The sequence below is a fragment of the Zhongshania sp. genome, from assembly GCF_029212375.1.
GTDB lineage: Bacteria > Pseudomonadota > Gammaproteobacteria > Pseudomonadales > Spongiibacteraceae > Spongiibacter.
Genome location: NZ_JARGNU010000006.1, coordinates 31,341 through 50,998 on the forward strand (window position 1 = coordinate 31,341; position 19,658 = coordinate 50,998).

Here is a 19,658-nt window from a genome sequence, read left to right on the forward strand (position 1 = left end):
CTCGCTCGCAGCTCGCTATTTACGGGCGCTTTGCGTGGGGATTATTTAGTTGCTTGGCGTTGCTATACGCGTTGATGTGCTCTTGGGGGTATGAATGCTTATCGCCGTAGCGGGCAGTGCTAAACGGTATTGCGAACGTGCGGTTTGCGGGTCCCGCGCAGATTCAAATAAAAAGGGCGCGGCCAGTTCTTCGCCGAATAATTGGCAGAGTTCATCTTTAATTTTGCTGCGATTCTGATCCAAGGTTTTGGCGCGCAGGCCTTTTTCACTTAAATCTTTAATGGCTTTGGCGTGCCCACCGTAGCGCTGCATTAAGGCAATGATTTCTTGATCGGCACGGCGATCGGGGCGATTGGACGGGGGGTTGGTAAACCAGCCATCGACCGGGTTTTGGCGCCGGCGGTAGGCATACCAGAGGTAGTACATAAATGGTGTAGACGACATCTTAAGCGCATAGCCATGAACGATGACGGTGCTGGTGGCGGGGCAGAGGCTAAGCTCTGCTGGGGATTCGGCGATGGCGATGGCGTCGGCGATGTCCTTGGGGCGCTGTCGTAGTGCAAATTCCAACCACGCCAGCGCGCTGGGAGAGGAGTGTTTAAAGCCGCCGGTGTTTAAATGCGCAAGGTAGTGGCTAGGGTAGGGATAATTGCTGCGTAAAAACAGTGTTAAGGCCTGCTCCTGCCTCGGCGAGTAGTCGTCGGCTTTGCTGCTGAGCTGTTCAGCTTGGCGCCGATTTACACCTTGTTCGGTCAGGGCGCGAAACAGCTGCTTTCTGCGCGGCGACAGTGGCGGGGCGACAGCGGTCCACATCAGCAAGCCCAGTAGGCTCAGGAATAATTGGCTGGCAATCAGTTTTGGCCACTGCCACTGGCAGGCGAGGCCCAGTTTCAACTCTTGAATATGGTCGTTAATTGGCCAGTGCAGGCTAATTATTCGCGCTGTATTGGCAGAGTCGGCGTATGTTTTGTTATGAATGCGCAGCACTTGGGCTTGGCATTGCTGTACCGCGCTAAATGCGCTGTTAACGTGAAGTTGAGCAAAATCGTCGTTGAGGCGTTTGACTAAATAGTCGTTAAGGCTGTCGTGAAAAGACTCGTTAATACCCGCTTCAATGATCTTATTTGGCAGGGTTTCTCGCAGTTGCTGTGCCAGTGAGCGGCTGAGGTAATTAAGGCTAAGCCAGTGATTAAAGGCGATAAGGAAGACGCTGGCAGCAGCCACGACCGCTAACTTGATATGCCATTTCGGCTTAGACAGCCCCCGTGATTTCATGGGCAGTCCACGGTTTGGGCGCTTAGTTGCTGCAGGGGGGCGAGCAAGGGCGCGTAAACCTGAAGGCCGCGGATGATTTCGCATTCTAATGCGCGATGGTGGCTGTGGTGGAGTTGGTTTTTGATAAACCACGCCCCCGACGGCACCTCGGGATTAATGAGCAATGTGTAATAAGTGCTTAAATTTAAGTTGTCTGCCTGCGAAATAGCCGTGCTGATCATGTCGACTTCGCGATTTTTAAACGCGGCGTAAAGGGCGCTGGGGTCGGTATAAAACTTTTTTTGGTCGGCATTAAGATTAATACCCGCCTGCTTTAAGGCCGCCATGGGTTGCAGGAAATGGGTTTGGCTTTGGCTGTCGCGGGAGAAGCCGATCACCTTGCCTTGGAGGTAGTTGCTGCTTAGCTGAGGTGTGCTGTCTTGGCTAATCCAGTACAGAGCGTAGTTAGGCGTTTGCTGTAAAACACGGTAGTAATTGCTGAACTCCGGCACCAAGCCCGCCACGATATGGTGGCGATTCCAAAAGATATCGAACTCTTCGTCCAGAATATGTTGCGGGCTTAGGTAGGCCCGCGGTCGCCAGCGTATCTCAACGCCAGAATAGGATTTGGCAAACAGTGCGCTGGCGCATAAATAGTCGGCAAAGTCGGTGGCGTAATTGTAAAACAAGGTGAGAATTTTAAATGTTGGCTTTGTGCTCGCGCCTTGGCTGCTGCACTGGTAGCTGCGGTAGTCACTCAAACTAAGCGCTTGTAGGGGGCGGCTTGCCATCCATACACTAAGGGCGATGGGCAAGCTTAGGGCAAGGCCCAAGCAGATAAGGTAAACGGCGCGATTAGCACTTACAACACGATATGACAGCATGGCGCCGCAACGTGGTAAAAGTCTGTGGGTGCTTGCATGATGATTCCTTTTGCTCGCAGGTCAATTGACAATGTTGGACATCGTTTAGCGGTAAGGGGTAACACGCGCATTCTGTGTGGTTTTGCTGGCGCAGAGAATAAGTGGGCGGTTGCTACTAAGATCTAATTAACAATAAGACACTTTGTTGACAGTATCGTGACAGTGGCGGTTTTCATTCTGGCGCGGACAATTGTCGCTAGGCAGGCTTTGTTCGGTGCTGCTATTCTCGTAGAAATTTTCTTGTACACGGAGGTCGTTGAAATGACTAATCAGCAGCAGGATTCAGATGAGTCGCTTTCATCAGATTGCCCAGTCCATGCAAACGCAATTCAAAAAGTGAGCGCGCGGAGCGCAGAGATTGGCGGGGGAATCACGGTCAATCGGGTGTTGCCCTCGCGGCAGCGGCGGATGATTGGGGCGTGGTGTTTTCTAGATCACGCTGGCCCCGCGGTGTTTCGGCGCGGCGGCGGCATGAAAGTGGGGCCCCACCCCCATATAGGTTTGCAAACGTTTACATGGATGGTGGCCGGCGAAGTATTGCACCGCGATAGTCTTGGCAATGTGGCCGAGGTGCGACCCGGCGAAGTGAATTTGATGACCGCGGGGCGGGGCATTAGTCACACCGAGGAATCGCTGGCCAGCAGCGAGCAATTGCACGCAGCACAATTGTGGATAGCGCTGCCCCACGCCGAGCGCGAGTGTAGCCCCGCGTTTGATCACTACCCAAATTTACCTGTGTGGGCGGATGGCAATTGCCAGCTCACACTGTTGGCTGGCGCCTACAATGAGTGGACGTCGCCAGCAAAAATATACACGCGGCTGTTGGCCATTGATGTGCTCAGCGCTGATGGTGGTGAGCTAGATCTGGCTCTTAAACCGGATTTTGAATACGGTATTCTGGTCTTGCAGGGCGAGGTCGAGGTCTGTGGTGAACAGTTTGTTGAGAATGAATTGGCGTATTTTCGGCCGGGCGAGTCGCAGTTAAGGATTAGTTTAAGCCCGAGCAGCCAGGTTATTTTCCTTGGCGGCGAGCCTTTTGCCGATGAGATAATCTTGTGGTGGAATTATGTTGGCCACAGCCGCGCCGAAATTATTCAAGCGCAGCTCGATTGGGAGGAAGCCGCGCCGCGGTTTGGCCGAATTAGTGGTTTTGACGGTGGCCCCTTAACCGCGCCGCCGCTGCCGTGGACAAGTTAATTCGCTCGCCAAGTTTATTGCTCAATTCCCTTATATAGCGGGTCCTTGCGCCTGAAATCTAGAGCGGGCGCACTATTCTCTGGAGTTTTTAATGCCCCATGAAAGCAGCCTATTACAGGCCACCGTTGTGTTATTGCTGGCCGCCGTGCTGGTGGTGCCGCTGGCCAAACGCTTACAACTTGGCGCGGTGCTGGGCTATTTAATTGCGGGGGTGGTTATTGGCCCCGCTGCGCTGCAGATGATTCACAACCCCGAAAACGTCGCCCACTTCTCGGAGTTTGGGGTGGTGTTGCTGCTGTTTATTATTGGTTTGGAATTGTCGCCCAAGCGCCTGTGGCTAATGCGCCGAGCGGTATTTGGCGTGGGTTTGGCGCAGGTGGTGCTCAGCGGTTTGCTAATTGGTGGGGTCGCTTACTATGGCTTCGGTCAGCCAATTCGCACCGCAACGGTTTTAGGTCTGGGTTTGGCCTTGTCTTCGACGGCCTTTGGCTTGCAGATTCTCGCCGAGCGCAAACAGCTGGGCAGCCCCCATGGCCGCTTGGCATTTGCCATATTATTGTTTCAGGATATTGCGGCAATACCCTTAATTGCCTTAATACCCTTACTCGCGGGCAATGTGGGCGGCGATGGCGGCGAGACCAGTACCTCGGTCGTAAAAATCTTATTGAGTATTGCGGCAGTTGTGGTTGGCGGGCGCTATTTGTTGCGGCCAATTTTTCGTATGGTGGCGCGAACGGGCTTGCAGGATGTTTCCACGGCAACTGCCCTGCTGGTGGTTATTGGCACCGCATGGCTAATGGAGTTGGCGGGGGTGTCGATGGCGCTTGGGGCATTCTTGGCGGGCTTGCTGCTGGCCGATTCGGAATATCGCCATGAGTTGGAGTCTCAGCTGGAGCCCTTTAAAGGCCTGCTCTTAGGTTTGTTCTTTATTAGCGTGGGCATGAGCGCCGATGTTGGTTTATTAATAGCAGAACCGTTAACGGTGCTGGGTTTAAGTGTGTTGTTAATGGCCTTAAAGCTGCCGGTACTAATGGTGGTGGGCAAGTTATTGGGCGGATTAAATCGCAGCAGCGCCTTAAAATTAGGTGTGGTGCTGGCCGCCGGTGGCGAATTTGCCTTTGTGATTTTTCAAATCGCCCGCGAGCAACAGCTATTTAGCCCAGAGCTGCACAGCCTGTTAATTTTGGCGATTACCTTGTCGATGGCGATGACGCCGCTGTTGATTATTGTGATTGCCAAATTACTAAAACCCAAGGTACAGACCAAGCCGGTGCCGCCGGAGTACGAGGAAATCGACAGCGATGCGCCGCGGGTGGTGATTATTGGTATGGGTCGAATGGGCCAAATTGTCGCGCGTATTTTGCGCGCGCAAAGAGTGCCCTTTGTGGCGCTGGATTTGTCGGTAGACACCATTGAATTGTCGCGCAGCATCGACAGCATGCCGGTGTTTTACGGCGACCCGCTGCGGCCGGAAATATTGCGGGCGGTGGATGCCGACAAGGCCGAGTATTTTGTGTTGGCCGCGGATGACCCTGAAACCAATGTTAAAATTACCGAGCTGGTTGGTCGTTTGTATCCACATATTAAATTTATTGCCCGCGCCCGAAGTCGATTTCATGTGCACCGGTTATTGGAACTGGGTGCAACGCCAATTCGAGAAACCTTTTACTCCAGCCTAGAAATGAGTCGCATGACCTTGATGGGTTTGGGCCTGAGCGAGGAGCGGGCGCAGGCGCGCATTAGCCGTTTCCAGCAGCATGATGAAGAGCTATTGACGGCGCAGCATCAGGTCTTTAACGACCGAGAAGCGTTGATGCAAAGTGCGCGAGAGGCTCACGATGAATTGCAAGCACTGTTCGATGCCGATGTGATTGAGGAACGCGGCCTGTGATAGAAGATCCATTCTTTTATCTGTGCGCGATTCCGGCGATTTTAATTTTTGGTATGGCCAAGGGTGGTTTTGGCGGCGGTATCGCCGTGGTGTCAGTACCGTTAATGAGTTTGGCAATTTCGCCGGTGCAGGCGGCGGCGATCTTGCTGCCGATTTTGCTGGTGATGGACGCCGTGGCGCTGTGGAGTTTTCGCGGGCAGTGGAGTAAACCAAATTTACGGATTATTTTGCCAGGAGCAATGATTGGTATCGCCCTTGGCAGTATCGGCTTTCGGTATTTGTCTGAGGACATGATCCGCATCCTAATTGGTTTTATCGCCGTGGCGTTTTGCCTAAATTATTGGTTTAAACCCAAGTCCTCACCCCAGCGTGGGCCAAACAAATTGCGCGGTAGTTTTTGGGGCGCCGTCGCCGGATTTACCAGTTTTGGTATTCATGCCGGTGGCCCGCCAATCAATATCTACTTGCTGCCCCAGCTTATGGAAAAGTCGCTGCTAATGGGCACCATGGCCATTTTCTTTGCCGTGGTAAATGTGGTGAAGCTGGTACCTTACAGCCTGCAAGGTAGTTTTGATCACACCAATTTACTTACCGCCGCAATACTGATGCCGGTCGCGCCAGTGGGGGTGCGTTTGGGCTTTTATTTACTGCATAAGGTTAGTGAACAGCTGATCTACCGGATCTGTTATTTCTTCTTGTTTGTGGTTGGGGTTAAGTTGTTAATCGATGGTGGCTTGGGCGCGCTGGGGTGATGAGGTTTTCGTTACGCCTGTTTAGGGGGAATAGCGTACGTGCCTACGGCGTGGGCAACGGGCCGATCATCGCCTTCGGAATAGAGCGAAACTTCGCCAATAATCAACAAGCGGCCAATTTTAATTAATTTGCAAACTCCAATAATATCTTTTCCTGCCGAGGGTTTACGCAGAAAGTTAATGTTGAGGTTGGTAGTGACGGCCAGCGGCACAATACCAATTTCGCCGAGAATCGCAGCGTACAAACCAAGGTCGGCAGTGGTCATGAGTACGGGGCCAGAAACCGTGCCGCCAGGGCGCAGCGCACGCTGGTCTACTCGGTAGCGAACCACGGCAGACTGCGGGCCAATATCGTCTACCAAGCACGGACTCTGGGGGAATTCAGCGGCTAGAAATTCACTAATTTGCTGCTTAATAGACATATTTTCCTCGCCGAGCTGCGCCATTATTTAATTGTTTTTGTTTTATAGTTTCGAGCTTAAATAGCTGCTGAGTATGGCTGATGTGCTAGCTGCTTTCAAAGTGGCTGTGTTCGCAATGTAAATTAGGTGTTTCTGGTGTTGCCTTATTCCTGTGGCAGCTATACTTAGCAGCTAATAAGCTCACGGATATTGAGGATCTATGGCCAGCCGTAAAAAACCGATAGTTTGGAGTATTGCTGGTTCAGATTCTGGCGGCGGCGCGGGCATTCAAGCCGATCTAGCCACCTTTCATAATTTTGGCGTTCACGGCTGCACCGTTATCACGGCGATTACCGCACAAAATAGTTTTGCGGTAGGGCATGTATCGGTCACACCGCGGCGTACCCTCGCCGCGCAGATCAACGCCCTAGACAGTGATTTGCCCGCCGATGTGATCAAGCTCGGTATGCTTGCCGACGAGAGTGTGGTCTCGATGGTAGCTAAATACCTAGAGACCTATACCGGCTTTGTGGTGTGCGATCCGGTGATGGTATCGACCAGCGGCGGCGAGTTAATGGAAACCGGCGTTTGTGAATGTTTAATTGAAAAGCTGCTGCCGCGCTGTGATTTACTCACCCCAAATCTCAGTGAGGCGGAAGCCATTCTAAACCGAGAGATCCGCGGTTTGGGTGAGATCGAACGCGCCGCTGCCGATATTGTGGCCTTGGGTGCGCGCTCGGTAATAATTACCGGTGGCCACCTAACCGCGCGTAATAACGAGCGTCACGATTACTGGACCGATGGCATGGAAGGCTTCTGGCTCAGTGGTGCCAACATCGACACCCTGAACACCCACGGTACTGGCTGTACGTTTTCTTCTGCTATTGCGGCGGCGATTGCCCGTGGCTATGAATTGCGGGATGCGCTGGTGATTGCCAAGGCTTATGTTAGCCAGGGTTTGCGAATGGGAGTGCAATTGGGCAGTGGGCCCGGGCCGGTCGCCCATGTGGGTTGGCCCCAGCGCTTAGCCGACTTCCCCAGTTTTAGTCGCCGTTTGCCGGCGCTGGGGCCGCGTCCGGTGTTTCGGTCTTGTGATGGTGAACTTGGCTTGTATCCGGTTGTGGACAGCGCAGATTGGATTGCCCGCTTATTGGCCTGCGGTGTGAAGACAATTCAGCTGCGGGCGAAGAATTTGCAGGGCGAGGCCTTGCGCAAGGAGATACGGCGCGCAGTGGCCTTGGGGCGTGAGTATGACGCCCGAGTGTTCATTAATGACTTCTGGAAAATGGCGATAGAAGAAGAGGCCTACGGCGTGCATTTAGGTCAAGAAGATCTCGATATGGCCGATATCGCCGCCATTGCCAAGGCCGGCTTGCGGCTTGGGGTGAGCACCCACACCTACTACGAAGTGGCTAGAGCCCACGGCCTGCGGCCCAGCTATATTGCGATTGGCCCAGTATATTCCACTACCAGCAAGCAAATGCCGTTTAGCCCCCAAGGTGTTCCGCAGCTACGCCGCTGGGTGGGTATTTTGGGGGGCGATTATACGCTTACCGCCATTGGTGGCATCGACCTTAAGCGAGCTAAAGAGGTGTTGCGCACTGGGGTGCGGAGCGTTGCGATGATCAGCGCGATTACGCAAGCAAACGACCCAGAGGCGGTGGTGGCGGAATTGATGGCTTTGCACGTTGCCCAAGCAACGTGATGAAAATCGCCTTTGTTGCTATGTACCTGCTGTTGGTGGCCAGCCTTGGGTGGTCTGAGCCGGCTAAAATTGTGGTGCGCGGCTTGTTTGATAAAGCGGCTTTGTTTGAGATAGACGGCCGTCAGAAATTATTGCGCAACGGCCAACGCGATAGTTCGGGTATCGAGCTAATTTCGGCTACGCCAATGCAAGCGGTGGTGAATATTAATGGCAAACGCCGGGTCTTGACCTTAAATAAGCAAGTGGGCGCTGTGTATGACGTGGCGCCGATTACGACGGTGGTGTTACGCAAAAATCATCGCAATGAATACCGCCTGAAAATCAGTATTAATGGCCGCTCGGTTGATGCGGTAGTTGATACCGGCGCAAGCAGCATGGCAATGAGCTCGCAAGAGGCCGCGCGCCTTGGTATTGCCTATGCGCTGGGTGAGCCTACCGCAATCGTCACGGCGGGTGGGGTGAGCAGCGGCTATACGATTTCCCTAAATAAAGTCGAGGTGGGTGGCATTGCGGTGTCCCACGTTAACGCGGTGGTGATTCAGGGCGATTACCCCAATGTGGTATTGCTGGGTATGAGCTTTTTAGAGCATGTTAATCTGCAAGAACACAATAATATCCTTACGCTGAGCCCTCGCCACCACTGAATACACAACAATGGTCGCCTCAAGGCCATCCTGCTGGTAAAATGCGCGACCGGTTTTGCTCGTGGAGATACCCGTGGCGGTTAGTTTCATAGAATCCTCTAAGCTTCCCACCCCTTGGGGGGTGTTTGATATACACGGCTTTGAGGACACAGAGAACAGCAAAGAGCATGTCGTACTCACCCTCGGTGATGTTGGCGACGGCGAGCCTGTGCTGGCGCGGGTGCACTCCGAGTGCTTAACCGGCGATGCTTTATTCAGTATGCGCTGCGATTGCGGCTCGCAATTGCGCGCGGCGCTAGAGGCGATTGCCACCGAAGGGCGCGGTGTTTTGTTTTACCTGCGCCAAGAGGGGCGTGGCATTGGCCTGATGAATAAAATTCGCGCCTACAAATTGCAAGATGCCGGTGCCGACACCGTCGAGGCCAATGAGCAATTGGGCTTTGGCGCAGATATGCGCGATTACAGCCTGCTGACCGTGATGTGCGAACATCTAAAAATCAGTAAAGTCCGCCTCATGACCAATAATCCTCGCAAAGTAAAAGCCCTTACCGATCAAGGTGTTGACGTGGTTGAGCGGCTGCCGCTGCAAACCGGTCAAAACCCCCACAATGCCAAATACCTTGCGACTAAGTCGGGTAAACTCGGGCATTTGTTTTAAGCTTATATAACGAGCCACTAGCGCAACAGCGCTAGTGACTGCCTCTGCGTGTCTTGACTCAGGATCTTCACCTAGCTGTTACTCGCCTGTCATTTCTTGTGGCTAAGCTCGTCTGCTGTTATCGATTGTGGCGGCGGGAGTGGCTAGGTGAAAAAATTTCGAATTTTGGTGATTCACGACGGCAAGCCGGGGCATTTTAGCCAGTCCTATGGTTTGGCGAGACTGATTGCCTCGCGCTGCACCCGCTGCGATTGTGAGATTAGCAGCCTGCGCGCTAAACCTAGGCTGAAATTATTGAATCGCCTGTTGCGCTATGCGGCAGCTTCACAAAACGCCTTTTTACAGAGGTTAATCCTACTGTTTTACTGCCACACGCCCCTGCCCAGCGAAAAAATAGATTTAGTGATTTCCTTTGGCGGCAATGTGGTGGCCTTGAATATTGCGCTGAGTCAGTACTGGAATATTCCCAATGTGTTGGTGGGGAGTAGTTATACTATTCCGGAGTCGATGATTAGCGCCCATGTGAGCTTGAAGGGCGATATGGGCGACAGCAACGCGGTGGCGTCGCGACTGGTGGTGTGTCGCACCGAGCCACGGCGCTGTCATCGGGCGGGCCGCGCTCTGCGGGCCAGTGGCCAGCGCTTATGGGCGATCTTTGTTGGCGGCGATGGCAGTGGCTACCGCTATCACGACGCCGACTGGCATCGCTTGGGGGCTGCGTTGCAGGCCTTGAGTGCTCAGTATGGGGTGCGCTGGCTGGTGAGTACTTCGCGGCGCACCGGTCGGCAAGGCAATGCTATATTGCGCAGCTATTTAGATGCATCTGTATGCGAGGCGAGTATCTGGTACGAAGATGAGTCTAGTGAGCCGCTGGATGCATTTATTGGCGCCGCCTCGCGCTTGTTTTGCACCGAAGACAGTCTGAGTATGTTGGCAGAGTCGCTGGCGATGGCCAAACCGGTGATTAGCCTGCGGCCAACCGATGCCTCACCGAGTAAAACCCACCGCGAAGCCTTGGCGTATATGGCCAGTATGGAATTACTGTTGCAGTTAGAGTTCAGCGCCTTGGCGCAGTATCGCCCCCATTATTATGAGCCGGTGAAGTCGTATGCGGCGCATCTGGATGAGATTTTTCAGCGCTTTATCGCCCTGGGAGCGGTGGCGTCGTCGGTGCAGGCCCAGCGCAGCCACTATCTAAATTTAAATACCGAAATCCAAGTGCCACAGCTGTGAGTGCGGCAGCTTAGTAAGGCTTTGGCCTTAGGCTTGGACCGACGGTTTGGGGTTTTTGTATTGCTCAAGCTGCGTCATGCGCTGGCGAATGCTGGCGGCAATACCGTCGGCATCAAGACCGATTTCGCTGAGTAACTGGGGATGTTTGCCGTGGTCAATAAACATATCGGGCAGGCCCAGTTGCAGTACCGGCAGCCAGCGATTTTGCTGGTTGAGGTATTCGGTTACCGCACTGCCGGCGCCACCGGCAATGGTATTTTCTTCTATCGTCACTAATAGCTCGTGGTCGTCGGCTAGGGCGTCAATTAAGTCGGTGTCGAGGGGCTTAACAAAGCGCATATCGGCAACGGTGGCATTGAGGGCTTCGGCGGCGATCAGGGCTGGGGCCAGCAAGGTGCCAAAGCTCAGAATGGCAATTTTTTGGCCCTCGCGCTGAATTCGGCCCTTGCCAATGGCCAAGAGCTGCATGTCTTTTTCAATCGTCACGCCGGGGCCGGTGCCGCGGGGATAGCGCACCGCTGCTGGGCCTGGGTAGTGGTAGGCGGTGTGCAGCATCTGCCGAGTTTCATTTTCGTCGGCGGGGGCCATAACCACCATATTGGGGATGCAGCGCAAATAACTCAGGTCGAAGGCGCCAGCGTGGGTGGGGCCGTCTTCGCCAACCAGTCCAGCGCGATCAATACCAAAGGTCACATCAAGGTTTTGCAGGGCAATATCGTGAATGAGCTGGTCATAGGCGCGCTGCAAGAATGTTGAGTAAATTGCCACTACCGGTTTTAGGCCGTCGCAGGCCATACCTGCCGCCAGGGTCAGGGCGTGTTGTTCGGCAATGGCAACATCGTAAAAGCGGTCGGCGTATTGTTCGGAGAAGTCCAGCATGCCCGAGCCTTCACACATCGCTGGGGTAATTGCGACCAGCTCAGGGTTCAGCTCGGCTTGATCGCAGAGCCAGCTACCAAAAATATCCTGATATTTTGGCAGTGAGGTTTTGGCCGCAATGGCTTGGCCATTGCTGGGCTTGGGCTCTATTTTGGATATGGCGTGAAAGCCCACAGGGTCTTTTTCTGCGGGACCAAAGCCTTTGCCTTTTTGGGTGCGAATATGCAGCATTTGCGGGCCGGGCAGCTCGCGTAAATTGCGCAGGGTGGGCACCAGCATATCAAGATCGTGGCCATCAATGGCGCCAATATAATTAAAACCCAACTCTTCAAATAAGGTCGCGGGTGAGACCATGCCCTTCATGTATTCTTCAAGGCGAGCGGCGAGCTCTGTGGCGGAGCGCGGAAATTTCTTGAGCACGGTTTTGCCGCCGCTGCGCAGTTGGTTATAGGTTTTTGAGGCCCACATTTTAGAAAAATAGGTATTTAAGCCGCCAGTACTCTTGGAAATCGACATTTGATTGTCGTTGAGTATCACCAGCATATTGGCGCCGGTGTGGGCGGCGTGGGTGATCGCTTCAAAGGCCATGCCGGCGGTCATTGCGCCGTCGCCAATGACGGCAATGGTGTGGCGGTCAATATTTTGCTGACGGGCGGCAATCGCCATGCCCAGTGCCGCGCTAATACTGGTGCTGGAGTGGCCTACGCCAAAGGTGTCGTAGGGGCTTTCTTCACGCTTGGGGAAACCCGCCAAGCCCTTGGCTTTGCGCATACCGCTCATGCGCTCGCGACGCCCAGTTAATATTTTGTGGGGATAGCACTGGTGACCCACGTCCCACACCAATCGGTCGTCGGGGGTGTTGTATACATAGTGAAGGGCGACGGTTAATTCGACCACACCTAGCCCCGCGCCAAAGTGGCCGCCGGTTTGGCCTACCGTATACAGTAGAAATTCACGCAGTTGCAATGCCAGCGCCGGTAGCTCAGCTTCGTCTAGGCGGCGCAGGTCTGCTGGGCTGTCGATGCTGTCCAGCAGTGGTGTGGCTGGTCGTGTGCGGGGAATTTCTTGAAACATTAAACACGGAACCCTGAACCGATGAAAGGTCGAGATTGTAAACGAATTTCAGTCGTTTTACCTATTTAAAGCAGCTGTGGTGTCAGTGCTGCCGGTCGATGATGTAGTGGGATAAGTCCCGCAGGGGAGACGCGCGGTGGTCAAAGGCGCTCAGCGCCTCTAGGGCTTTAGCGTGGAGTTCGGCGGCCAGTTGCTTGGCGCCCGCCATACCCAGCAGGGCGGGGAAGGTTGGCTTGTTCAAGGCCTGGTCGGCACCCTGAGTTTTGCCCAAAGTCTCGGTATTGCTTTCAATGTCGATAATATCGTCTTGTACTTGGAAAGACAGGCCAATGGCTTTGCCGTAATTGTCGAGCTGATCGCGCTGACGGTGATCTGCACCACACCAAATGGCGGCCATGCTAATTGCGACCCTAATTAAGGCGCCGGTTTTGAGCTGATGCATGGTTTGCAGGGCGCGGAGGTCGAGTTGTTGATTTACACCCGCGAGGTCGATGGCCTGCCCGCCGACCATGCCGCGAGGGCCAGCCGCTGCGCTCAATTGCTGAATTAAGGCCAGTTTGGCGTCGGCATTGTCACTTGGCAGGGTGGCGAGTATTTCAAAGGCGCGGGCTTGCAGGGCATCGCCAACTAAAATGGCGGTGGCCTCATCATAGGCGATGTGGCAGGTGGCTTTACCGCGGCGCAAATCGTCGTCGTCCATGGCGGGTAGATCGTCGTGGACGAGAGAGTAGGCGTGAATCATTTCGATGGCGCCGGCTATGCCGTCTAAACCGGCTTTGTCGGCTTGGCCAAGGGCCTGCGCAGTGGCGTAAACGAGGCTGGCGCGCACCCGCTTGCCGCCGTTTAATACGCTGTAACTGCTGGCGTCGCTGAGCCGTTGCAGCGCGGGGCCGGCCTCGGCTTCGGCGTATTCGCTGCCGGTATTACCAAGTAGTGCGGGTAGCGCATTTTGAACGCGTTGCTGGCAGTGGGCGAGGAAGTCAGCGAAGTCCCGAGTCATTTATTAGTCTTCCGCTACCAGAGTTTTACTGACAATCTCGCCGTCTTTGGCCATGAGTAATTGCACTTTTTGCTCGGCATCGGCCAGTGCTTGCTGGCAGTCGCGGCTTAATTGCATGCCGTCTTCAAAGGCTTTTAGGGAGCTTTCGAGGCTAAGTTCGCCCGATTCCATGTTTTGCACGAGTTTTTCGAGCTCTGTGAGCGCGGTTTCAAAATTCACTGCTTTTGCCTTGGCCATGGGCTTGCTCCCTAGGTGTTGCGATGATGGGGTTTGCGACCGGCTATTCTAGCAGTGTCTGGCCTAATGAGGGTAATTGCGAACTTACCGTGGTTGCTCAAACAGCGATAAGGTATGCTACTTCGCTGTTGAGATGGACGCAGGTTTGAATGCATTTTCAAAAAATAATCGATTTCTGGTTTAGTGAGCTGCCCTCGGCGGCGCAATTTAAGAAAGATCCTGAGCTTGATCGCTACATTGCCAATCAATTTGGCGCGGTTCATCAGGCAGCACTTGCCGGTGAACTGTATTCTTGGCGGCACCGAGGCTTGGGGCGGCTGGCAGAAATTATTGTGCTGGATCAGTTCTCCCGCAATATTTACCGCGATCAAGCGCGCGCCTTTGCTGCAGATGGGCAGGCTATTGTTTTAGCGCAAGAAGCAATTCGCGTGCGTGCCGACGACGAGCTGAGCCCCGAGCAGCGAGTATTTGTGTATATGCCCTATATGCACAGCGAGTCGGAGGCGATCCAGAATGCTTCGCTACGCTTATACGAGGCGCTGGGGCTTGCCGATAACTACCGCTTTGCGCTAAGGCATCAGCAAATTATAAAAGAGTTTGGCCGCTACCCCCCCATCGCAATGCTATTTTGGGGCGCGAATCGACCGCCGCCGAACTTGAATTTTTAGCAGCAGCGGGTTCCTCTTTTTAGGTCTTAGCCAATTTAGATTTGCGCTAATACGTGGAGATTTCAATGCGCGCTTTATTGCCGCTTAGTTTTGTATTTTGTTTTTTTATAAGTGCATCAGCACACGCCGAGTGCGCCTACCCCGATAGTGAGCGCGGCAATGCCCCCGACTGGCTGTGTGGCGTAGACGAGTTTGAAGGCGCAGGCTTTTTGGCGGTGGGCGATAAAAGTCGGCTGCCCTCTATCTCTTTACAGAATCGAATAGCGGGAAAGGCTGCGATGACCGCTGTGGTAGCTAAAATTCGGGCTTTTGCTGCCGCCCAATTACAGGCCGAGCTGCCGGCGGACTTAATTTTGAAGGTCACTGATCGTGTTGTTTGGTCGCAGGTGGCGCGGTTTAAGGGTATTAAAGTGCTGGATCGAGTGGGTAGTCCCCAGCGCCACCTCTATGTGCTGGCGGGGGTGGCGCCAGAGCTGCAAGCGCATATGATTCACACCGCGCGGACTGAAATTTTAAAAGAGAATAAATCGCTAATACTGGCGGCTATTGGGCAGGATGGCTGGCGTAAATTAACCGCAGCCATCGATAAGCCAATGGCTGAAACGCCATAAAGGCGAATAGCCAAGCGACTCACTCAATAACAGGCCATAGCGTTTTGCCAAAAGATAGTATGTTCTTGGTCTAAAACGTTCACACAGTTACTGCTCCCTGCCGCGCCGTCATCTGCTGTATCAAGCTACCCCGAGTTTGATTCGGATTCCATTGCCGCTGAATGGGCCTGCGGTCACCCCGCCCGATACGGGATTAAGTTCAGCATGGCTGGTCTTAATTGAAAAGCTAAAGATCGAAGGTGTTGCGGTTTGCTAGTTTTTCGACCGCGAGTAATTTCTGTAAGTCTTCGTGTAATTGCGATAATGGCCTGAGGAATGGGCTACCGTTGATATTGCAGGGTATTTTATCTTGGCCGCTGTAGTGGTCCACAATCTGCTGGTAGGTATTGGTATTGTCGCGAACTTGGCTTTCTGAAATAGGTATCTCTGGCAGGTACATGGCCAAAAAGCCGACGCGTTGAAAATTTCTGATTTTGGCGGGGCTTACGAATTCTTCAAAACTGGTAAAAAACCCCACGCCGAGAATGTCGGTGGTATAGCCGGACGCTAATAGCCGCTCCCTAGCAAAATTTGATTTCACCGACAGCCAGAGATTGTTTGGTAGGCACATTAATACAAAGTCGCCATAGGATTGCACTTTGGGGTTGCCAGTTCTGAAAAAATTGGTCTCATCAATGAGTTCTTCTAAGGCTAGTGCTAGTAGCAGCTCAGAGATTCCCCCCAAGTTTGAGACACCGCTTTGCTGTTCATTTTTCTCCTGTTCTCTCGTCCAGCGCTTTCGGCTTATTTCGTCAATGAACTGTTTGGCGTGTACGAAGTTTGCAGTACTAATGCGCTGGCCAAGATGAATCTCTGCTGAGAGAACCGCGATTTTGGCGAGTGGATGCACATTGCAAATGAGATTCCCAAAGTGGGGGTAGTGCCACAGCAGTGACATTAGCGCGTTGCGCTCGGGGTCTTTGTTCCACGCTGCGGCTGAGATGCTGCCGCTGCCAACGCCGAGCGCACGCAATTCAGCGGTTTGCTTGTCGCTCAGCGTGGCTAAGATCGGGCTAAGTTGGGGTCGTATAAGATCAAAATCGATGTGCGGGTAATCGGGCGCGTGGATATTGATATTGCTGAAAACGAGCTGTCGAAAAGGAACAAAAAAAGCGTTGAAGAGATTTTGAGAGGGTGTACAGCTGGCCGTATTAATTAACGCCAAATTGTGGCTTGGTATAACTAAATCCTTGATTTTCAATGGATATCCTTTTTCGTTAGGTGTGCCGATTTTTTTCTAGGGCGGTGCGGGCATATACAGCTATTTTTCTATTGACTGAGTGTATATACAGTGGTATTTTCCCGGTACAAAACAGGATAAGTAGAGGCTTGGATTCATGGCATTCGATACGGCAGATATTAATGCCAATAAAATCAAAAGTATACGAGAAGGGCTGGGCTTGGGCGTGCGGGAGTTTGCCAATTTGCTTGGTTTAGGTAATCAGGGTGAGCGCACCGTGAGGGGCTGGGAAAAAGGCGAGCATTCGCCTACCAAAGCAAAGTGGTTGGCGATTCTACGGCTTAATGATGAAATGACGGCGAGCTATAAAAGCGCGCCTTTTAAGCGTAAAGGAAAGGCCAAATTCACCTTCATTGATCTTTTTGCGGGCATCGGTGGCATTAGGCTACCGTTTCAGGAGCTGGGTGGCGAGTGCGTTTTTTCCTCTGAGTGGGATAAATTTTCGCAAAAGACCTATCTCGCCAATTTTGGTGAAATGCCTAAAGGCGATATCACCAACATTATGGCAGAAGAAATTCCAGATCACGATGTTTTGGTTGGCGGCTTTCCTTGTCAGGCCTTTAGCCAAGCGGGCTTAAAAAAAGGCTTTAGCGACACCCGTGGCACCATGTTTTTTGAGGTGCAAAGAATATTGGCAGAAAAACGCCCAAAGGTGTTTTTGTTAGAGAATGTTAAGCAGTTGCGGGGGCATGACAAGGGTAGAACCCTTGAAACTATCTTGTCGATATTACGCGGCGAGCACGAGCAAGCCGTGCCCCAAGACATTCCCTTGGGCGCTGAGACCAGGCAGGCTTTGTCGGCAAAATTAAACTATTGGGTAGATGTTAGAGTGCTTCGCGCCGCCGACTTTGGCGCACCGCAAAATCGCGAGCGTGTTTTTATTGTTGGTTTTGATAAAGACTATTTTACCGAGGCTGAAATTGAGAGCAGATTTGCGTGGCCAGTGCCACCCAAGTCGCCAACTCGGCTAGGGGATATACTTGAGGATTTGTCGGGCATTGCCGCGGCAGACGATAAATACACCATTTCTGATCGACTCTGGGAAGGGCATCAAAAGCGCAAGCTCGGGCATAAGGAAAAAGGCAATGGTTTTGGCTACTCCTTATTCGATGAGAACAGCCCCTACGCCAATACAATAAGCGCCCGATATTACAAAGATGGTTCAGAAATTCTGATTGATCAAACTGCGCTAGGTAAAAACCCGAGAAAGTTAACCCCCCGTGAATGTGCCAGACTTCAGGGTTTTCCCGACACGTTTATTGTTGATGGCGTTTCCCAAGCGCAGATCTATAGGCAGTTTGGTAATTCGGTGTGCTTAAACGTTGTTAGGCCAGTGGCTAATTCAATTGTGAGCTTTCTCATGCAGTCACTTAAACGCAAAAGGGCGGCATAGTATTTTACTTTGCTTCACGTTAACTGAGTGAATTCTGCAAAGGCACACACCTTGGTAGGGTTGTGTGAACTGGTGCTGCGCATACCGGTTCCGCCCTCTACCACGGGGCTGTGTTGTGTTTTTTTCTGAAACTTATTCATATCAATAATACGCCAGTCGATATGTCGTCGCTCAATTTGATTATTAATGTGGCTCACAAGATAAAAGGCCTTGGTATCAAACACGCCAGCTAATTTTTGAAGGCTGTCAATTCGGCGGGTGTCCATGCCAAAGCCAATTGGCGAATTTTTACTCTGATCTTTTTCCTTTATTTCTAATATGAGATGGCGGCCGTCTCTGCCTAGCACAAAAGTATCAATGTCGAGGGGCGCACCGCGCGCCAATGTTAAATTGAAGAACCCATCGAAAAATAAGCGGTCGGCATAAAGCTTTTTTATATGTGCGAGATCATACGCGCTAAACTTATTGATGAAGTTTAATTTCATTTCATCAGGTATAACTTTCTTTTTAAGTGCCGGTTTTTCTTGTTTGAATAAGCGGCGTATTTCATCTATTTGTATCGTCTTAAACGTGCCTGATTCAGGATGGAATCGATACGCTTGAAAGGGCGGCACAGGGAATGCAATCGATAATTCTGTGCCCACAGTCTTAAAGAACACGTTCTTTTCCCATGTGAAGGGATCAGCATTTACTTGTATCTGAATGAGAAATTGACCTTCAGAGGCGAGGTTTTTGGCAGCGCGGTAAACTTCTTGGAAATCCGCTGGCGGCCGCTCGGTGACGGTGTAATAAATTGCTCTTTGAAACGAATTGTCTGATTTTTGAATTGGCAGAAACATGCCGCCATCAAGCAGTGCGGTATCTCTGTTTTCGGCATGCCAGCGACAGAAGGCCAATTCTGCAGTAAAGCCGTTGTACCTGTTTTTGTATTGGCGGTCGCCGAGCACATTGTGGCTCAGTAATTCATCTAAGCAGTTTAGTAGATATGTTTTTTGCTTAACTACGTGAGTTTGGTCATCCATGAGGCGTTGAGCGTCCTGTTTAACTCGCTGCTTTTCCTTGTCGGCGAAGCCTGCTATTTAAGGTTTAATGCTAAAAATATACCGCTAGCGATATTGTTTAGTAAACCATTAAGGCAGTTACATGCTCAAGCGCCGTAACTTAGCTGATACTGAGCAGTGTTCAGTGCGATAAGTTATTCATGGTCGGCGGGCGACTAAAATAAATTAAGGTAATTTGCGTGTTAGCGGCATACCTTAATTTATTAGGCCGGTCGTAAATTACGGGCTAAAAGTCGCGAACGCAGCTAATTAAGCATCCGACAGCTCAGAAGTGCAGTGTGGGCAACGACTAGCTTTTAGTGCAATTTTTGAAAAACACATGGGGCAGTCTTTAGTGGTTGGGGCCGCTGGCGCCGCTTCCTCAGCCTTTTGCATATTGTTAATGCTTTTGATCAGCATAAACACCGCGAAGGCGACAATAATAAAGCTGAACACCGCATTGAAGAATACCCCGTAATTAACGGTGACCGCGCCGGCCGCTTGGGCGGCGGCTAAATTAGCATACGGTCCCGCTAGCGCCCCTTCTTTTAAAGTGAAAAATAAATCCGCAAAGTCGACGCCGCCGAGCAGCAAGCCGATCGGCGGCATGATGACGTCTGAAACGAGGCTTTTCACAATGGTGCCAAAGGCGCCACCAATAATAATACCGACGGCCATATCAACAACATTGCCACGCATGGCAAATTTTTTAAATTCAGTCAGCATAGTTTGTCCTCTCTTTAATTGGGGGAACTATTGAATGGGATGTGGCCACCACGTTGGGGCTAGCATAGGTATAGTTGCCATATTTCGCTTTTG

Annotated in this window: 19 protein-coding genes and 1 pseudogene; 11 read left to right on the forward strand and 9 right to left on the reverse strand. The window is 52.2% G+C overall.

Annotation, left to right across the window (positions count from 1 at the left end):
• Positions 1-45: 45 nt before the first annotated feature.
• Together P1U47_RS07955 and P1U47_RS07960 are read right to left on the reverse strand one after the other, a co-directional pair.
• The gene (locus tag P1U47_RS07955) at positions 46-1,275 is read right to left on the reverse strand and encodes a hypothetical protein (RefSeq protein ID WP_301028182.1); all 1,230 of its coding nucleotides are present in this window, start codon (positions 1,273-1,275) and stop codon (positions 46-48) included.
• Complete coding sequence (locus tag P1U47_RS07960; protein WP_301028183.1) at positions 1,272-2,138, reverse strand: hypothetical protein; 867 nt, start codon at positions 2,136-2,138, stop codon at positions 1,272-1,274. Before P1U47_RS07960 ends, P1U47_RS07955 begins: the two co-directional genes overlap by 4 nt.
• A gap of 300 nt (positions 2,139-2,438) precedes the next feature.
• Here P1U47_RS07960 and P1U47_RS07965 point away from each other — a divergent pair, with 300 nt between their 5' ends.
• From P1U47_RS07965 to P1U47_RS07975, 3 genes are all read left to right on the forward strand, one after another.
• Complete coding sequence (locus P1U47_RS07965) at positions 2,439-3,374, forward strand: pirin family protein (protein ID WP_301028184.1); 936 nt, start codon at positions 2,439-2,441, stop codon at positions 3,372-3,374.
• A 91-nt stretch (positions 3,375-3,465) separates the two neighbouring features.
• Entirely contained in the window at positions 3,466-5,265 is a 1,800-nt protein-coding gene (locus P1U47_RS07970; RefSeq protein WP_301028185.1) for a monovalent cation:proton antiporter-2 (CPA2) family protein, read from the forward strand.
• Entirely contained in the window at positions 5,262-6,017 is a 756-nt protein-coding gene (locus tag P1U47_RS07975) for a sulfite exporter TauE/SafE family protein (RefSeq protein ID WP_301028186.1), read from the forward strand. The genes P1U47_RS07970 and P1U47_RS07975 overlap by 4 nt, the downstream gene beginning before the upstream one ends.
• An 11-nt stretch (positions 6,018-6,028) precedes the next feature.
• Here P1U47_RS07975 and P1U47_RS07980 read toward each other — a convergent pair whose 3' ends face one another.
• On the reverse strand, positions 6,029-6,439 hold the full coding sequence (locus tag P1U47_RS07980; RefSeq protein ID WP_301028188.1) for a PaaI family thioesterase: 411 nt from the start codon (positions 6,437-6,439) through the stop codon (positions 6,029-6,031).
• Positions 6,440-6,638: 199 nt separating this feature from the next.
• On the opposite strand from P1U47_RS07980, the gene thiD reads away from it, so the two are divergent.
• The 4 genes from thiD to P1U47_RS08000 all read left to right on the forward strand — a co-directional run bounded on the left by thiD (position 6,639) and on the right by P1U47_RS08000 (position 10,658).
• Entirely contained in the window at positions 6,639-8,123 is a 1,485-nt protein-coding gene (thiD, locus tag P1U47_RS07985) for a bifunctional hydroxymethylpyrimidine kinase/phosphomethylpyrimidine kinase (RefSeq protein ID WP_301028189.1), read from the forward strand.
• Positions 8,123-8,767, forward strand: coding sequence for a TIGR02281 family clan AA aspartic protease (locus tag P1U47_RS07990; RefSeq protein WP_301028190.1), 645 nt, complete (start codon positions 8,123-8,125; stop codon positions 8,765-8,767). The genes thiD and P1U47_RS07990 overlap by 1 nt, the downstream gene beginning before the upstream one ends.
• A gap of 73 nt (positions 8,768-8,840) precedes the next feature.
• A complete protein-coding gene (ribA, locus tag P1U47_RS07995; protein ID WP_301028192.1) occupies positions 8,841-9,425 on the forward strand; it encodes a GTP cyclohydrolase II in 585 nt (194 codons plus the stop codon).
• Between the two features lie 147 nt (positions 9,426-9,572).
• The gene (locus tag P1U47_RS08000; protein WP_301028193.1) at positions 9,573-10,658 is read left to right on the forward strand and encodes an ELM1/GtrOC1 family putative glycosyltransferase; all 1,086 of its coding nucleotides are present in this window, start codon (positions 9,573-9,575) and stop codon (positions 10,656-10,658) included.
• Positions 10,659-10,685: 27 nt separating this feature from the next.
• On the opposite strand, the gene dxs is transcribed toward P1U47_RS08000, so the two are convergent.
• The 3 genes from dxs to P1U47_RS08015 form a co-directional block, all read right to left on the reverse strand.
• The gene (gene dxs, locus P1U47_RS08005) at positions 10,686-12,611 is read right to left on the reverse strand and encodes a 1-deoxy-D-xylulose-5-phosphate synthase (RefSeq protein WP_301028194.1); all 1,926 of its coding nucleotides are present in this window, start codon (positions 12,609-12,611) and stop codon (positions 10,686-10,688) included.
• 82 nt (positions 12,612-12,693) lie between these two features.
• Entirely contained in the window at positions 12,694-13,611 is a 918-nt protein-coding gene (locus tag P1U47_RS08010; protein ID WP_301028195.1) for a polyprenyl synthetase family protein, read from the reverse strand.
• A gap of 3 nt (positions 13,612-13,614) precedes the next feature.
• A complete protein-coding gene (locus P1U47_RS08015; protein WP_301028197.1) occupies positions 13,615-13,848 on the reverse strand; it encodes an exodeoxyribonuclease VII small subunit in 234 nt (77 codons plus the stop codon).
• 149 nt (positions 13,849-13,997) lie between these two features.
• On the opposite strand from P1U47_RS08015, the pseudogene P1U47_RS08020 reads away from it, so the two are divergent.
• The 3 genes and pseudogenes from P1U47_RS08020 to P1U47_RS08025 form a co-directional block, all read left to right on the forward strand.
• A pseudogene (locus P1U47_RS08020) lies at positions 13,998-14,396 on the forward strand (DUF924 family protein); the annotation flags it as partial.
• A gap of 80 nt (positions 14,397-14,476) precedes the next feature.
• The gene (locus tag P1U47_RS17580; RefSeq protein ID WP_366943144.1) at positions 14,477-14,539 is read left to right on the forward strand and encodes a hypothetical protein; all 63 of its coding nucleotides are present in this window, start codon (positions 14,477-14,479) and stop codon (positions 14,537-14,539) included.
• 42 nt (positions 14,540-14,581) lie between these two features.
• Positions 14,582-15,127, forward strand: a complete 546-nt coding sequence (locus tag P1U47_RS08025) for a hypothetical protein (RefSeq protein WP_301028198.1) — start codon at positions 14,582-14,584, stop codon at positions 15,125-15,127.
• Positions 15,128-15,353: 226 nt separating this feature from the next.
• On the opposite strand, the gene P1U47_RS08030 is transcribed toward P1U47_RS08025, so the two are convergent.
• A complete protein-coding gene (locus tag P1U47_RS08030) occupies positions 15,354-16,367 on the reverse strand; it encodes a hypothetical protein (protein WP_301028199.1) in 1,014 nt (337 codons plus the stop codon).
• 136 nt (positions 16,368-16,503) lie between these two features.
• On the opposite strand from P1U47_RS08030, the gene dcm reads away from it, so the two are divergent.
• Positions 16,504-17,799, forward strand: coding sequence for a DNA (cytosine-5-)-methyltransferase (gene dcm, locus P1U47_RS08035; RefSeq protein ID WP_301028200.1), 1,296 nt, complete (start codon positions 16,504-16,506; stop codon positions 17,797-17,799).
• Between the two features lie 14 nt (positions 17,800-17,813).
• Here the strand turns inward: dcm and P1U47_RS08040 are convergent, their stop codons facing one another.
• Both P1U47_RS08040 and mscL read right to left on the reverse strand, forming a co-directional pair.
• Positions 17,814-18,821: a hypothetical protein gene (locus tag P1U47_RS08040; RefSeq protein WP_301028201.1), complete on the reverse strand. Its 1,008-nt coding sequence runs from the start codon at positions 18,819-18,821 to the stop codon at positions 17,814-17,816.
• A gap of 288 nt (positions 18,822-19,109) precedes the next feature.
• Positions 19,110-19,565: a large-conductance mechanosensitive channel protein MscL gene (mscL, locus tag P1U47_RS08045; RefSeq protein WP_301028202.1), complete on the reverse strand. Its 456-nt coding sequence runs from the start codon at positions 19,563-19,565 to the stop codon at positions 19,110-19,112.
• Positions 19,566-19,658 lie beyond the last annotated feature (93 nt).

What these genes read in the sequence shown, in the direction of transcription:
- P1U47_RS07990 (WP_301028190.1), top strand. Translation starts at nt 8,123, where the DNA reads ATGAAAATCGCCTTTGTTGCTATGTACCTGCTGTTGGTGGCCAGCCTT.
- P1U47_RS07965 (WP_301028184.1), top strand. Translation starts at nt 2,439, where the DNA reads ATGACTAATCAGCAGCAGGATTCAGATGAGTCGCTTTCATCAGATTGC.
- P1U47_RS07970 (WP_301028185.1), top strand. Translation starts at nt 3,466, where the DNA reads ATGCCCCATGAAAGCAGCCTATTACAGGCCACCGTTGTGTTATTGCTG.
- mscL (WP_301028202.1), bottom strand. Translation starts at nt 19,565, where the DNA reads ATGCTGACTGAATTTAAAAAATTTGCCATGCGTGGCAATGTTGTTGAT.
- thiD (WP_301028189.1), top strand. Translation starts at nt 6,639, where the DNA reads ATGGCCAGCCGTAAAAAACCGATAGTTTGGAGTATTGCTGGTTCAGAT.
- P1U47_RS07980 (WP_301028188.1), bottom strand. Translation starts at nt 6,439, where the DNA reads ATGTCTATTAAGCAGCAAATTAGTGAATTTCTAGCCGCTGAATTCCCC.
- P1U47_RS08010 (WP_301028195.1), bottom strand. Translation starts at nt 13,611, where the DNA reads ATGACTCGGGACTTCGCTGACTTCCTCGCCCACTGCCAGCAACGCGTT.
- P1U47_RS07955 (WP_301028182.1), bottom strand. Translation starts at nt 1,275, where the DNA reads ATGAAATCACGGGGGCTGTCTAAGCCGAAATGGCATATCAAGTTAGCG.
- P1U47_RS08015 (WP_301028197.1), bottom strand. Translation starts at nt 13,848, where the DNA reads ATGGCCAAGGCAAAAGCAGTGAATTTTGAAACCGCGCTCACAGAGCTC.
- dcm (WP_301028200.1), top strand. Translation starts at nt 16,504, where the DNA reads ATGGCATTCGATACGGCAGATATTAATGCCAATAAAATCAAAAGTATA.
- P1U47_RS08040 (WP_301028201.1), bottom strand. Translation starts at nt 18,821, where the DNA reads ATGGATGACCAAACTCACGTAGTTAAGCAAAAAACATATCTACTAAAC.
- P1U47_RS08025 (WP_301028198.1), top strand. Translation starts at nt 14,582, where the DNA reads ATGCGCGCTTTATTGCCGCTTAGTTTTGTATTTTGTTTTTTTATAAGT.
- dxs (WP_301028194.1), bottom strand. Translation starts at nt 12,611, where the DNA reads ATGTTTCAAGAAATTCCCCGCACACGACCAGCCACACCACTGCTGGAC.
- P1U47_RS07960 (WP_301028183.1), bottom strand. Translation starts at nt 2,138, where the DNA reads ATGCTGTCATATCGTGTTGTAAGTGCTAATCGCGCCGTTTACCTTATC.